General features: G+C 66.1%; 13 protein-coding genes and 1 pseudogene. 8 read left to right on the top strand and 6 right to left on the bottom strand.

Annotation, left to right across the window (positions count from 1 at the left end; genetic code table 11):
- The 5 genes and pseudogenes from NP3_RS03590 to NP3_RS03610 all read right to left on the bottom strand — a co-directional run.
- Positions 1–482, bottom strand: a pseudogene (locus tag NP3_RS03590) (hypothetical protein); the annotation flags it as partial.
- Between the two features lie 173 nt (positions 483–655).
- Positions 656–1,591, bottom strand: coding sequence for a polyphosphate kinase 2 (gene ppk2 / locus NP3_RS03595; RefSeq protein ID WP_063037729.1), 936 nt, complete (start codon positions 1,589–1,591; stop codon positions 656–658).
- Between the two features lie 66 nt (positions 1,592–1,657).
- Positions 1,658–1,990 (bottom strand): hypothetical protein, encoded by a 333-nt coding sequence (locus NP3_RS03600; RefSeq protein WP_157124054.1) that lies wholly within the window; start codon positions 1,988–1,990, stop codon positions 1,658–1,660.
- A gap of 261 nt (positions 1,991–2,251) precedes the next feature.
- The gene (locus NP3_RS03605; RefSeq protein WP_157124055.1) at positions 2,252–3,523 is read right to left on the bottom strand and encodes a glycosyltransferase family 87 protein; all 1,272 of its coding nucleotides are present in this window, start codon (positions 3,521–3,523) and stop codon (positions 2,252–2,254) included.
- 394 nt (positions 3,524–3,917) lie between these two features.
- The gene (locus NP3_RS03610; RefSeq protein WP_063037736.1) at positions 3,918–5,057 is read right to left on the bottom strand and encodes an acyl-CoA dehydrogenase family protein; all 1,140 of its coding nucleotides are present in this window, start codon (positions 5,055–5,057) and stop codon (positions 3,918–3,920) included.
- A 96-nt stretch (positions 5,058–5,153) separates the two neighbouring features.
- Here NP3_RS03610 and NP3_RS03615 point away from each other — a divergent pair, with 96 nt between their 5' ends.
- Together NP3_RS03615 and NP3_RS03620 are read left to right on the top strand one after the other, a co-directional pair.
- Positions 5,154–5,738 (top strand): TetR/AcrR family transcriptional regulator, encoded by a 585-nt coding sequence (locus tag NP3_RS03615; RefSeq protein ID WP_063037737.1) that lies wholly within the window; start codon positions 5,154–5,156, stop codon positions 5,736–5,738.
- Between the two features lie 280 nt (positions 5,739–6,018).
- Positions 6,019–6,621 (top strand): DUF3558 family protein, encoded by a 603-nt coding sequence (locus NP3_RS03620; protein ID WP_084508103.1) that lies wholly within the window; start codon positions 6,019–6,021, stop codon positions 6,619–6,621.
- Positions 6,622–6,794: 173 nt separating this feature from the next.
- Here the strand turns inward: NP3_RS03620 and NP3_RS03625 are convergent, their stop codons facing one another.
- Positions 6,795–7,406: a TetR/AcrR family transcriptional regulator gene (locus NP3_RS03625; protein WP_063037739.1), complete on the bottom strand. Its 612-nt coding sequence runs from the start codon at positions 7,404–7,406 to the stop codon at positions 6,795–6,797.
- A 99-nt stretch (positions 7,407–7,505) separates the two neighbouring features.
- On the opposite strand from NP3_RS03625, the gene NP3_RS03630 reads away from it, so the two are divergent.
- From NP3_RS03630 to NP3_RS03655, 6 genes are read left to right on the top strand one after another with little or no spacing between them, the layout of a single operon-like run.
- Positions 7,506–8,399, top strand: coding sequence for a metal-dependent hydrolase (locus NP3_RS03630; RefSeq protein WP_063037776.1), 894 nt, complete (start codon positions 7,506–7,508; stop codon positions 8,397–8,399).
- Positions 8,399–9,439 (top strand): PDR/VanB family oxidoreductase, encoded by a 1,041-nt coding sequence (locus NP3_RS03635; RefSeq protein WP_063037740.1) that lies wholly within the window; start codon positions 8,399–8,401, stop codon positions 9,437–9,439. The genes NP3_RS03630 and NP3_RS03635 overlap by 1 nt, the downstream gene beginning before the upstream one ends.
- A gap of 18 nt (positions 9,440–9,457) precedes the next feature.
- Positions 9,458–10,951, top strand: coding sequence for an aldehyde dehydrogenase family protein (locus NP3_RS03640; RefSeq protein WP_245720793.1), 1,494 nt, complete (start codon positions 9,458–9,460; stop codon positions 10,949–10,951).
- Entirely contained in the window at positions 10,952–12,409 is a 1,458-nt protein-coding gene (locus NP3_RS03645; protein ID WP_063037741.1) for a flavin-containing monooxygenase, read from the top strand.
- Positions 12,406–13,269 (top strand): short-chain dehydrogenase/reductase, encoded by an 864-nt coding sequence (locus NP3_RS03650; RefSeq protein WP_063037743.1) that lies wholly within the window; start codon positions 12,406–12,408, stop codon positions 13,267–13,269. The genes NP3_RS03645 and NP3_RS03650 overlap by 4 nt, the downstream gene beginning before the upstream one ends.
- Positions 13,266–14,231: an alpha/beta hydrolase gene (locus NP3_RS03655; RefSeq protein WP_063037745.1), complete on the top strand. Its 966-nt coding sequence runs from the start codon at positions 13,266–13,268 to the stop codon at positions 14,229–14,231. The genes NP3_RS03650 and NP3_RS03655 overlap by 4 nt, the downstream gene beginning before the upstream one ends.
- Position 14,232 lies beyond the last annotated feature (1 nt).

Raw genomic sequence — 14,232 nt, forward strand, 5'->3', positions numbered from 1 at the left:
ATGTCCTCGATATGCGCGAGTCCCGGCACCTCACTGACCATGAAGCCCTCGCTGTCGATGTCGTCGAATGCCGAAACCCGCACCGGCTGTGGCGCACTCAGCGCACCGAGCGTGAACGAGTAGTCGTCGAGCCTGCGGGCACCATCCGGATCGCGCACCCGCAGTCGCACGGCCGCCTGCCGTGCGGTTGGATCCGGCCACGCGGAGAAGAATCGAGTCACCTGGTCCGGCTGATCGAACAGCACCAGGCGGAACCGCGTGGAATCCGGAGCGGTCAGCAGAATGACATTCGCCTGAAAATCGGTGGTCCCCAAGCGCTCTCGCACCGCGGTGACCGCTGAATCCGTCAACCCGTTCACCAGTCCCCCGCCCCGCGCCCGCAAACCCTGTTCGAAGTCGCCGCGCTCGACCGCCCCGAAACAGCCACCGGCGCTCAGTACGACCAAACACAGTGCGGCCCGTAGCCACCTCCAACGGCGCATACCGGAATGCTAAACGTTCACTGGTCGAATGCCACGTCGGTCTCGTTTGTCAGAGAATCGGGCCAAAGCAGGAGGCGGGATCTCACGTCACAGCTTCGAGTGCACATGCACTCTGGATGCGGTTGCCGTGCACGGGAATTCGAGGGGCTGGGCTGGTGGCGTCCGTTGCGTGGTCAGGAGCCGATGACGTCGCAAGCGCGCCCTACGAGGAGTGGGTCGGCCGGGGTGACGATCTCGGGGTCCTTGTTGTCGTAATCGAACAGACCCAGGACGTGGCGCATCGCGTTGAGGCGGGCGCGTTTCTTGTCGTTGCTCTTGACCACGATCCAGGGGGCGTAGTCGGTATCGGTGTGCTCGAAGTTCTGTTCTTTGGCGGCGGTGTAGTCGTCCCATTTGTCGAGCGAGGCCAGGTCCATCGGGGACAGCTTCCATTGGCGGACCGGGTCGACCTGGCGGATGGCGAAGCGGGTGCGCTGCTCCAGCGGGGATACCGAGAACCAGAATTTGACGAGGTGGATGCCGTCGTCGACGAGCATGCGCTCGAAGAGCGGAACCTGGGCAAGGAATCGCCGATGTTGCTCGGGGGTGCAAAACCCCATGACCCGTTCGACTCCGGCACGGTTGTACCAAGAGCGGTCGAACAACACGATCTCCCCGCCCGCGGGTAGGTGTTCGACATAGCGCTGAAAGTACCACTGCGTCGACTCGCGGGTGGTCGGCTTCTCCAGCGCCACCACGCGTGCGCCGCGGGGGTTGAGGTGCTCCATGAACCGCTTGATGGTTCCGCCCTTGCCCGCGGCGTCGCGGCCCTCGAATACGATCACCAGCCTGCGCCCCTCGGCCTTGACCCAATTCTGCAATTTGAGCAGCTCGATCTGCAGCAGGCGCTTGTCGGCCTCGTAGCTGTCGCGGGCCAGACGCTGCTCGTAGGGGTAGCCCTCACGCCAGGTGTCGACGGCGAAACCGCCCTGGGCGGTGATCAGGACCGGGTCGTCATCGTCGAAATCGTCGACGATGAAACCGGCGGTGTCGGAAAGGTCGACCACGGACTGGAGGTCGCCGATCGCACTGAAGTCGGGCAATGGCTGCCGTGTCGCGAAGTCGGTCATTTCCGGGACACTATCGACGGATTCTGACCGAAAGGTGAACAGCCGACGCACCTCATCGTGCGCGCATCACCTGCGGCGTGGGCCTTTCCCGGTCATGCGCAGACCCCATACCTCGAGGGTTGTCGCGATCGCCATGTATTGCAGGTAGGCGGCGATGACAAGCTCGGCGCCGTAGTCGTGCAGCCATCCTCGTAATGGCAGCAGCGCCGCCACACCGAGGCAGATCAGCAAGGCACCCAGCACCAGTGCCGGGATCCGCAGTGGCGCTAGCTGCTCATCGAGGAGAACACGGGCGGACCGCGCCGAACCTGTGGCGGACCTCGGGCCCGGCTGGGAGGCGGCGGGACTTCCGGTACGACGTGTCTCGAAGGGGTTGGGTATGGACGCTGGATTAGCCATAGCGTTCTCCGGGCCGACACTGCGATCGACCAAGGTAGCGATTCGATATGGAAATGGCGCAACACGGGTGATCACCGTGATCGGCGACCGATCCGTCCTGTCATGCGGCGCGGTTGCCGCTCCCCGACATTTATGAAGGCTAACTATTAGCCAGCGATAGCGTGACGGTAATTGAACGTCGAAAAAATACCGGCTGCTCACACAGCTTCGCGCGTACGGGCGTGACCGAATCGTGACCTAGCGCGCAGATATGGCCCTGAACTAGGGAAACAACTGTCCAACTGGCGGAATTCGGACCTGCCCGGGAGGGCACGCCGACTTACCGGCGTTACCGAACCGATATCCACTAGCGAGTTGACCGAGCGGTGACCTCGGATGATCGAGACCGATGTGGCACAGCCGAACGATCGACCACATAGTCGCGCAGAGCAGCATGCCGTTGCGGACCGTCAGCACCACCACACCCGGCCAGCTCCCGGTGGCCACCCGGTCGTAGACGAAGGGGAATTCCACCTGGCTCATCAACGCGGTCGCCAGCACCAGCAGCAGCACAGGCCGCTGTGTACTGCGCGAGTCGAGCGCGCAGACCGACGCGACCGCCACCGCCCACACCAGGTATTGCGGGCTGAGTACCCGGCTGGTCACCAGGGCGAGCAGCACTGCGGCCAATACCAGATCCGCCGCTGGAGGCCGCGCACGCCACCAGATGATCAGCAACACCACGCCGCCCACGAGCGTGGCCGCCACGCACGCCGACGCCACCGCGGACACAACTGGCCCGGATAACTCGTCGGCCCCATAACGATGCACGATGGCCCAGCGGCCGTTCAGCAGTCGAGCGATCAACAGCGGCGTGGCGGCCACGGATTCGATCTGCAATCCGCGCTTCGACTGGAACTCCAGGAACGACCACGCCCCCGGACCCAACGCCGTCAATCCCGCGATCGCGGCGATACCGACACCGGCCGCGCCCGCACTCATCCGCCGCAGCGTTCGCCAGCGCAAACCCAGCACAACCAGCACCGGCCAGACTTTCAACAGCACGCCAGCGGCAGCGGCCGCGCCCGCCGCCGCCGGGCGGCGCGTCGCCCACAGCAGTGCCGCGACCACGGTCGCGGCCACGATCAAATCGAATCGGCCATAGCAGACTCTGCCCAACAGCGCGACGCCCACCACCCATACCCACGGCCCGGTCTGAGCTGTCTCCCAGCCGTCGCGCCGCGCGGCCCGGATCAACAAGCCGAGCACGCTCGCATCCGCGGTGGCGACCAGCGCGAAAAACAACCAGTTGTAGCCTGCCCCGCCGCCGAGCAGCTGGGGCACCACCAGCAGTGCGCCGGCTCCGGGCGGATACTGCCAGCGCTCGTCCGCTAGCGGGAAAATGTTCTGGTACGCGAGCTGCTCGGCCCATCCGCGATACAGCGTCAAGTCCGCGGCCGAGGCATCCCAGACGCTGTGCGGCAGCACCGTCAGCCCGGTCAACACCACCATCAGCGTCCGCGTAACCACCCACACCAACCACAATTTCGACACCGACGACAGCCTGCGCACAAGGCCGCAGCCTAACCATCGCCACCCTCATCCGACACCGGGCGCGAACATCGTCACGCACAGGCACAGCGCCGGGACCGGTCCGGCGCTACCGCCGATACGCTGCCGCGCGCATGACGAGCACTTCGTCGCACGCGTGGCCGTTCGATCGAAACCGTCAGGCGCACAACAGGAATCACGACAGTCCCACGACAAACCGTACGACTACGACCGGAATCGACAGAACCACGGCGGATTTCGCCGATCCGGCGTTCACACGGCAGAGCCCCGACTCGTCCTGGCTATCCACCCGCCCAAGTTCCAGGGCTCCGCCGAGTCGGTCGGTCGGCGTGTATGGGCAGTCCAAGCAGTGAGCGGCAGCCTGGAATCCGACCTGTCACTGTGCGAGGCTGCGTGCGATGACCAATCGCTGAATCTGGTTCGTGCCCTCGAAGATTTGCGTGATCTTGGCTTCGCGCATATAGCGCTCGACCCGGAAGTCGCGGGTGTAACCGTAGCCGCCGAACACCTGAACAGCGTCGGTGGTGACCTTCATGGCCGCGTCGGTGGCGATCAGTTTGGCCACACTCGCCTGCCGTGAGTACGCCAGCCCCGCATCGCGTCGCCGCGCGGCATCGAGGTAGGTGGCGCGGGCCGAATCGACCGCGGCAGCCATATCAGCCAATAGGAACCCCAAACCCTGATGGTCGATGATCGGCCTGCCGAATGCCGTGCGCTCCTTGGCATAGACGACGGCTTCGTCGAGCGCGGCCTGGGCCAGTCCCGTCGCGACCGCGGCGATGCCGAGTCGGCCGGAATCCAGTGCGCTCAAGGCGATCTGGAGGCCCTGCCCCTCCGTACCGATCCGTCGCTCGACGGGCAGGAACGCGTCGTCGTAGTGCGCGGTCGTGGTAGGCACCGCGTGCAGCCCCATCTTCTGCTCGGGCTTGCCGAAAGTCAGGCCGGTGGTCTCACGCGGCACCAGGAAGCAGGAGATGCCGCGCGACCCCTCGCCCGTGCGCGCGAAAACGTTGTAGAAGTCGGCGATGCCGCCATGGGTGATCCAGGCCTTGGTGCCGTTGACGAGATATCCGCCGTCGACGGGAGCGGCCTTGCACGCCACCGCGGCGGCATCGGATCCGGCCTGCGGCTCGGACAGACTGTACGCGCCGATCGTATTGCCGCCCAGCATCTCCGGCAGCCAGCGCTGCTTCTGCTCCTCGGTGCCGAAGGCCAGTAGCGGATGACAGGCCAGGCTGTGCACGCTGACCGCCACCGCGATCGCCGCCCACCGCGCAGCGATCTCCTCGAGGACCTGCAGGTACACCTCGTACGACTGGCCACCGCCGCCCCATTCGACCGGGTACGGCAGGCTCAGCAACCCGGCCTCCCCCAGTGTGGCGAACACACCGCCGGGATAGGTCTCGGCCCGTTCGTGTTCATCGACGATCGGCGTGAGGACTTTATCGGCGATGTCTCGGGTGAGCTGGATCAATTCCCGGGCTTCGGTGGTGGGCAGCAGACGTTCGACGGCCACAAGACTCCTCGCCTACGAATAACAGTACTGAATTACCAATCACAGTACTGATCAGACCTCAGTACTGCAAGAGCCTCACCAGTACTATTCGCTGATATGGAGCAGCTCACGCGCGCAGGATTCGCCACCCGGCGGCGTACCGAACTCTTCGATGCGCTGGTCGAGCTGTTCCTGACCGAGGGATTCGCACACCTGACCCTCGACGAGATCGCCGCGCGGCTGCGCTGCTCCAAATCGACCCTCTACACCCTCGCGGGCAGTAAGGAACAGCTGGTCCGGGCCGCGACCGTGCACTTCTTCCGCCGCGCCACCGACGATGTGGAGACCGGCATCGCGCCGATCACCGACGCCCGCGAGCGCATCACCGCCTACCTGTCCGCGGTCGGCACCGCCCTGGCCGCTGCCTCCGACCGATTCATGGCCGACCTGAGCGGTTTCGCGCCCGCGCGGGAGATCTACGAGAAGAACACCAGGATCGCCGCCCGACGGGTCCGCGAACTCATCGACGAAGGCGTCGCGGCGGGCGAATTCCGTAACGTCCACGCCACCTTCGCCGCCGATCTGGCCGCGACCATGATGGTCCGCATCCAGCAGGGCGGCGTGCGCGAACACACCGGACTCGACGATGCCGATGCCTACCGCGAGTTGGCCGCCATCCTCACCGCGGGCATCAGCGCCTAGCCTCACCCAGGGCCGCCACAGCCGCTCCACCGACACCACCACCGGCGCGGTACTCGAATAGCGACGGCGCACAAGGGATGTGGATCTGTGCGACTACGACCCGAACTGTTCGCCGTGCTCGACGAGGTGACCGCCGTCGCGGGTACGGCCGTCGGCATCGACGACCGCGTCGGGGCTCAATGATGAAGCGCGATCTCGCACACGGCCCGGAGCCTGCCGCCGCTGCGATGTGGCGGCTGGGCGCGGAATCTGGTGTGATCGGTGCCGGGAGGGAGGCGTGATGCCCAGTTCAGCATGTGATCGCCGTCGGCAGATGATCGCGGCACTCGGCGGTCTCGTTGCTATCGTGACGGCGGCCGGATGCGCAAGTATCGACCCGGTCCCATCACCGGCACGGTCGTCGGGCAGCGTCACCACATCGCCCGTCGCGCCGCCGCCATGGACTCCGGCCGATCTGACCTACCATCCGTGCAGCGTGCTGACTTCGGACGATATCGCCCACTACCTGCTCGCATCCGATGGCAGCGCCGCGACGCCGCCACGGGAGCTGTCCCGCTGCTCCTGGTCCTCCATCCAAACCGCGATCGCCGGAAGTTTCACCGTCTCGTTCGCCCCACACAGCAGCGACCTCAGCGATCTCGAGCAGCGCCAAGTTCGTAATCCACTCGAGCGGACGGCCACCATCGGAGGTCAGCGCGCCGTCGTGCAGCCTGAACTTCGTCCCGACGGCCGCAATGGCAGTTGCTCGGTCTACGTATCGGTCCCGTCCGGCGGATCGTTTTACCTGGGGATCGCCGCCCCGGGCATTGCCACCGGAGTCGACTGGGACGTCTGCGCCAAAACCACCGACATCGCCACCACCATTGCGGCACGCCTGCGCTGACCCGCGCCGTATCGTACTGCGAGCGACCTGCCGCCGCCAAATCCACGGCCCGATCCGAATCCCGTTCCCCGGCAATCGGATCCGGCATCATCAGGAGTGGAGGCGAACCTCGGTAACGAGCTCGATGGCGCTCGAAGGCTTTCTCGAGTGGCACCAGCCGCAGCACGAGTGCCTCAGCCGCGAACGACGGGCACCAGATACCTGCGCGCGAACTCGGCGAGCTCGGAGTCGGACCGTAGCGGTGTTGTGCCGTGCGGGGCGAGGATGAGTGAATGGACCACGCGGCAGACGATTTCGGCGCGGGTCATCAGGTCGTCGGAGTCGGCGAGTAGTCCGCACTGGACCGCGCGTTCGAGCGTGGTGGCGGTTGCGGTAACGCACATGGCGAAGGTGGTGGCACCGTCGACCGTGAGTTTCATGATCACTCGCTCGGGCTCGATCGCCAGCATTCGCTCGACCATGGGATGCGTGCGCCAGCGCGTGACGACCGTGACGAATATGTCGGCGACGAGATCGTCGATGCTGTCGTGCCGTTCGGGCATTGCGGCGAGTTCCGTCAGCAGTGTCGCGACCTCGCGGCTGATCACGGCCTGTACGAGATCATCGCGTGAGCCCACCCGCCGGTAGACCGTGACTCGATCAACCCCGGCCTGCCGGGCGACGTCCTCGATCGTCGTCTTCTTGACGCCGACCTTCGCGAACTGCACGAGGGCGGCGTCGAGGATCCGGGTCTCGAGATCGTCCGCATCATCGCGGCTCAGGGCTGCCTTCGACGCCGTCTTCACCTATTCGACGCTAGCAGACAACACGCGCCGTGCAACAATCCAAGCAAAAATGTGGCTCGCAACATTGCAATGAAATTTGTGGCACTGTACGGTCGGGGTATGGCTGACACGGCTGGCGCGACGAAGCGCACCTACGGCGACGACGTGCATGCGATCAATGCGCGCGACGTTCATTTCCAGTTCGATTCCGTGCCGATGCACTACATTCCCGGCGAGGTGCTGGCCACCCACATCGTCAACGTCATGCATCTGGTGCTGCCCGAGGGTGAGCGAGCCATGGCGCAGGCGCTGTCCGAGGCACTGCCGCATATCCACGACGAGCGGCTGCGGGAGGAAGTGATCGGCTTCGTCGGGCAGGAGACCATGCACGCCAACAGCCATGAGGCCGCGCGCATACATCTGCAGTCCATCGGCCTGGACGTGGACTCTTATGTCCGCAAGGTGGCGTGGCTGGTCGACCGCATTCTCGGCGATCACGGCCTGACCGGACGAGCGAAGGACGAGTGGCTCAAGGAACGCCTCGGTCTGTTCGCCGGGATGGAGCACTACACCGCCGTGCTCGGCGAATGGCTGCTCAACGCGGACATTCTCGAGGAGAAGGGCATGCATCCGGCCATGCTGGATCTGGTGCGCTGGCACGGCGCCGAGGAGGTCGAGCACCGCAGCGTGGTCTACGACGCGTTCATGTACGTCGACGGCAGCTACGCACGCCGGGCGCGGACCGCGGTCCTGGCAAGTCTGACCCTGCTGCCCCTGTTCATCGTGTCGACGGCGTACATGTACCGCAAGGATCCGGAGGCCGATAAGGGCACATTCTGGTTGCGGCAGTTCGCCAGTGCCACCCGCCGCGGCGTGATCCCCAGTTGGACGGTGTTCCTGACCGAGATCCCGCGCTATCTGCGGCCGGGTTTCCATCCCGCACAGCTGGGCCCGATGGACAAAGCGCTGCGCTATCTCGGGCACTCGCCCGCCGCACGGGCGGCAGGTCACTGATGGGCGAGCCGACCGATCCCACGCCGGTGAGTCTGCGGATGCTCGGCGGGATCATGGACGCCTACAAGAGCATCTTCGTGAAAGGCGGCGCCGCGCCGCTGCTGTCACGACCGAAGCCGGTGCGGCGCACGGGATTCGAGCTGGAAGTACGCATCGAGAGCATCGAACGCCAGACAGACGATGTGGTGAGTCTGACGCTGCGCGCGGCGGCGGGTGGCACGCTGCCGACGTGGCGGCCGGGTTCTCATGTGGATGTATTTCTGCCCTCCGGACGGCAGCGGCAATATTCGCTGTGCGGGGATCCGTCGGATCGCTTCCGCTACCGGATCGCGGTGCGCCTCATCCCGGACGGCGGCGGGGGCTCCCGGGAGGTGCACGAGACGCTGCGCACCGATGACCGGCTGCGAATTCGTGGCCCCCGCAACGCATTCACCTTCGTCGACGCGCCGTCGTATCTGTTCCTGGCCGGTGGCATCGGCATCACACCGATCCTGCCGATGGTCAAGGCGGCTGGATCCCGTGGTCGGCTGGTGTACCTCGGCCGCTCGCGCGACACCATGCCGTTCCTGCACGAGCTGCCCGGCGCGGATATCCGTCCCGACGACGAATTCGGTGGCACCGACATCGCCGAACTCATTGCTCGCGCCGAACCCGGTGCGGCCGTATACGTCTGCGGACCGCCGCCCATGCTGGCGGCGGCGCAGCGCTGCATGTTCGAGCTGAATCCTACCGGGTCGCTGCACACCGAGCGATTCTCGGCGCTACCGGTCACCGATGGCCGCGCATTCGATATCTCCCTCGCTCGCACCGGCGGCACCATTCGCGTCGCGGCGGACGAGACCGCGCTGACCGCGCTGCGCCGCCAGCTCCCGGATATCGCCTACTCGTGCCAGCAAGGCTTCTGCGGCACCTGCAAGGTCGGCGTCGCCGCTGGATCGGTCGAGCACCGCGACCGCCTGCTCACCGAATCCGAACGAGCCGATCACATGCTGGCCTGCGTATCGCGCGCCACTGGCGACGCGCTCGTACTCGACCTCTGAACGGCCGGAGACCAACTGATGGCTACATCGATGAAAACCCCTGGAGCAGTGACAACCTTCGAGGTGCGCAATCCGGCCACCGGTACGACGGTAGGCCGCTATCCCATCCACCGGCAGACCGAGGTCGACCACGCTGTCGCCACAGCGCACCAGGCGGGAGTCTGGTGGGCGGCACTCGGATTCACCGAGCGCGGTCGACGACTCGACGCCTGGCGTGCCGAAATCGCCAAGGGCCGTGACGAATTGGCCCGGATCATCCATGAGGAGATGGGCAAGCCGGTCTCGGACGCGAAACTCGAGATCGCCATGGCGCTCGAACATCTGCGATGGGCCGCGCACAACGCCGAGCGTGTACTCGGCCGCCGCGGCGTGCGGTCGAGCCTGCTCACGCTCAACCATGCCGCGGAGGTCGAGTACCGGCCCTTCGGTGTGGTCGGGGTGATCGGCCCGTGGAACTACCCGGTCTTCACACCGCTCGGCTCGGTGTCGTTCGCATTGGCCGCCGGGAACGCCGTGGTGTTCAAGCCGAGCGAGTACACCCCCGGCGTGGGTGTGTGGCTCGCCGACGCCTTCGCCCGCACCACTGCGGAGCGACCGGTGCTGCAGGTGGTCACCGGCCTCGGTGAGACCGGAAACGCGCTGTGCCGCAGCAGGGTCGGCAAGATCGGGTTCACCGGTTCCACGGCCACCGGTAAGAAGGTCATGGCGGCGTGTGCCGAGAATCTGACCCCGGTACTGATGGAGTGCGGCGGCAAGGACGCGCTCGTCGTCGATGCCGATGCCGATCTCGACGCGGCCGCCGCGGCCGCGGTATGGGGCGGGTTGTCCAATGCGGGCCAGACCTGCCTCGCTGTGGAGCGCGTCTACGTGCATGCCGAGGTATACGACGCTTTCGTCGCCGAACTGGTGGCGCTCGCGAGCACGATCGACGCCGGTCGGACCGAGTCCAAGATCGGACCGATCACCATGCCCAAGCAGCTCGACGTCATCCGACACCATCTCGAGGACGCGATCACCCGGGGCGCTCGCATCCTGCTCGGCGGAATCGACACCGTGCCAGGGCAATTCGTGCAGCCCACGATCCTGGCCGATGTGCCCGACGACGCCGCGGCCATTACCGAGGAGACCTTCGGCCCGACACTCACGGTCACCCGCGTGCGCGATATGGACGAAGCGATCGAGAAGGTGAACGCGGGCGCCTACGCCTTGGGCGGCACCGTGTTCTCGCGGCGCAACGGCCGCGCCATCGCGGACCGCATTCGCGCCGGTGGGGTTTCGATCAACTCGTTCGTCACCCATGCCACCATCCCGACGCTACCGCTCGGCGGAGTCGGCGACTCCGGGTTCGGCGGGGTACACGGACCCGATGGGCTCGAGGAATTCACCTACGCCAAAGCGACCACCAGGCAGCTGTTTCCATCACCGCTGCCACTGACCACCTTCCGGCGCACCACCCGGGTAGACGCGGTGGCCGACCGGCTGGTGGCGCTGCTGCATGTAAGGAGCCGATAGGTGAACGCGGAACACACCCATATCGCGGTCGTCGGCGCGGGATTCGGCGGCATCGGGCTCGCGGTGAAACTGCGGGAGGCCGGATTCGAGAATTTCGTCATCCTGGAAGGCGCCGACGATCTGGGCGGAACCTGGCGCGCCAACACCTATCCGGGTTGCGCTTGCGATGTTCCCTCGCAGTTGTACAGCTACTCGTTCGCGCCTAATCCGGACTGGTCGCGCACCTACGGGAAGCAGACCGAGATCCTCGAATACCTCCGTTCGGTGGCCGTCGACCACGATGTGGTCCGCTTCATTCGCTTCGGCGCGGAGGTCCTCGACGCCCGCTGGGACGAGACCGCATCGTTGTGGCGCATCGATACCACGCAGGGTTCGCGTACCGCGGACTTTCTCGTGTCCGCGACGGGGATCTTCGCCGAGGCGAAGTACCCCGACCTGCCGGGTCTGGATACCTTCGCGGGCAAAAGCTTTCATTCACTGCACTGGGATCACGACCACGACCTCACCGGTGAGCGCGTCGCGGTCATCGGCACCGGAGCCTCCGCTGTGCAGTTCGTTCCCGAAATCCAGCCCCGGGTCGGCAAACTGCTGCTGTTCCAACGCTCCGCGCCGTGGATCGTACCGCGCATGGATCGCAGGACACTGCCCGCCGAGCGGTACCTGCTGCGCAGTGTTCCTTTGGCACAGAAGGCCGTTCGCGGGCTGTGGTACTCGGCCATCGAGGCTTTCGGACTTATCTCACTTGTGGACCAACGCTTCCGGCATCCCTACGAGCGGCTGGCACGGCTGCAGCTGTTGCGGCAAGTGCGAAACCCGCTGTTGCGCAAGACCTTGACGCCAGACTATGTGATCGGCTGCAAGCGCGCGATCTTCTCCGACGCGTATTTGCCCGCACTCGACCAGCCCAATGTCGAGGTCGTCACGCAGGGTATCGCCGAGGTGCGTCCGCATTCGATCGTGCTGCGCGACGGCACCGAACACGAAGTCGACACCATAATCCACGGCACCGGGTTCACCTCGATTCCCACCGCCTACGAACGGCTCATCGGCCGGGACGGGATCTCGCTCGCCGAGCTCTACCACAAGCAACCGCAGAGCTACCTCGGTGCGGCCGTCGCGGGATTTCCCAATTTCTTCTGCACGCTGGGTCCCTTCGGCGCGGCCGGAAACCAGTCGGCGATATACATGATCGAATCGCAGATCGCCTACATTGTCGATGCTCTGAAATCGTTGCGCCGCAACGGAGTTCGCCGCGTCGAGGTGCGGCCGGAAGCCCAGGAGCAATTCCTCGCCGAGATGGCGCAGCGCAGCTCGACCAGCGTCTGGCTCACCGGCGGCTGCACGAGCTACTACACAACACCCGACGGGCTCAATGCCGGGCTGTACCCGAACTGGAGTTTCGAGTACCGCCGTCGCACCCGCGCCTTCGACGCCGACTCTTACGAGGTGACCACATGACGATCGGAGCAACGCCGGGACGCCTCGATGTGGACGGCAAAGTCGCGTTGATCACGGGGGCCGCACAGGGGATCGGCCGTGAACTGGCGGATGTTCTCCACGCCCGCGGCGCTTCGGTCGTGCTGGTCGACATCGACGGCGCGGGCGTCGCCGCGGCCGCGGCTGCCCTCGGCCCGCGCGCCCTGTCGCTCGCTGCCGACGTGGCGGATCGAGAAGCCATACGCCAGGTGATCACCGACGCGGTCGATCACTTCGGCTCTCTGAACGTGGTTGTCGCCAATGCCGGTGTGGTGCCGCGCCCCGCTACCCTGCGCACCCTCGAAGGGCGCGACTTCGACCGCGTCATCGATATCAACCTGACCGGCGTGTTCAACACTGTGCGCCCGGCACTCGATCACATTGTCGCTGCCCGCGGCCATGTCGTGGTGGTGTCCTCGTGCGCAGCCTTCGCACCGGGGATGGCGGGTGCGCCGTACATGATCAGCAAGGCGGGCGTGGAGCAACTGGGACGCGCACTGCGCGTGGAACTTTCACCGTTCGGCGCGACCGCGGGCATCGCCTATTTCGGCATTGTCGAAACGGCCATGACCCATGACACCCTCGACGGCGACGATCTCGGTCGTGCCCTCGACGATCTGCTTCCGTGGCCACTCAACCGACGGATCACCGCGGCCGAGGCCGCGCGGTCGGTGGCCGACGGTATCGAACGACGTGCCCCGCGCACCATCGCACCCGCGACCGGCTGGAGCGCATACGCGCTGCTGCGCGGAGCGGTGAACGCGGTGCTCGACACCCGCCTCACCCGCGACGCGCGAGTGCACGCCCTGGTGCGCGCGGTGGAAGCGCGGGTTCGGATATGAGCGAGCAAACCATCGGCACAGCCGCCAAAAGAGTCATGAGCGCCGAAACCGCGTCCCGCCGGGCTCGCGCGCTACGGCAGATCTCGAGTCACACTCTGCGTCCGATGCTGGCCGCCCTGCCGGTCAACGCGCACACACTACCGGCGGCGCGGATGGTCATCGACCAGGTCATGCGCGCGGTCGCGCCGGTGCTGAACGGCACGGCGATCGAGGCAGTCGAGGACGGTCCGGTCCGCGCTGAGTGGGTGCGCGGTCCGCGCGCGACCCGCGACGATGCCGCCATCCTGTATGTGCACGGCGGCGGTTTCATCACCGGATCCGCACGCTCGTATCGCGGCGTCACCTCACGGCTTTCGACCGCGACCCGGCTGCCGGTCTTAACGGTGGACTATCGGCTCGCTCCCGAAAATCCCTACACCGCAGCGGCATCCGATGTCTCGGCGGCCTATCGCGTACTGCGCGAACAGGGATTCGCCCCGGACCGGATAGTTATCGCGGGCGACTCCGCGGGCGGCTACCTGGCCACCGATTTCGTGATCGGCAGCGCCGATCGCGGTCGTAGGTGCGCGGCTGCCCTGCTGTTGTTCTCGCCCATGGCCGACCTCGCGCTTGACCTCGCGCGCCGAGGTGGTCGCCGCGATGCCCTGCTCGACCTGGCCACCGCGCGCGCCGCCGTCGCCCACCTCGCCGACGCGCCGCGACAACTGCGTCCCCGCTCCGGAACACCATTGCCGCCCACCCTGATTCACGCCAGCCGAGATGAACTCTTCGCCGCCGACGCGATCGCACTCGCCGATCACTGGAGCGCCGCGGGCGCCCGCTGCGATCTGCGCTTGTGGGCCCGGCAAATGCACGTCTTCCACACCCTCGCGGCGCTGGTGCCCGAATCTCGAATGGCATACCGCGCGTCCGGCCGGTTCGTCATCGAGGCACTCGAATCCCCTGCCGCACAGGCAATCTGAA

Source organism: Nocardia pseudovaccinii NBRC 100343 (genome assembly GCF_001613225.1).
Classification (GTDB): domain Bacteria; phylum Actinomycetota; class Actinomycetes; order Mycobacteriales; family Mycobacteriaceae; genus Nocardia; species Nocardia pseudovaccinii.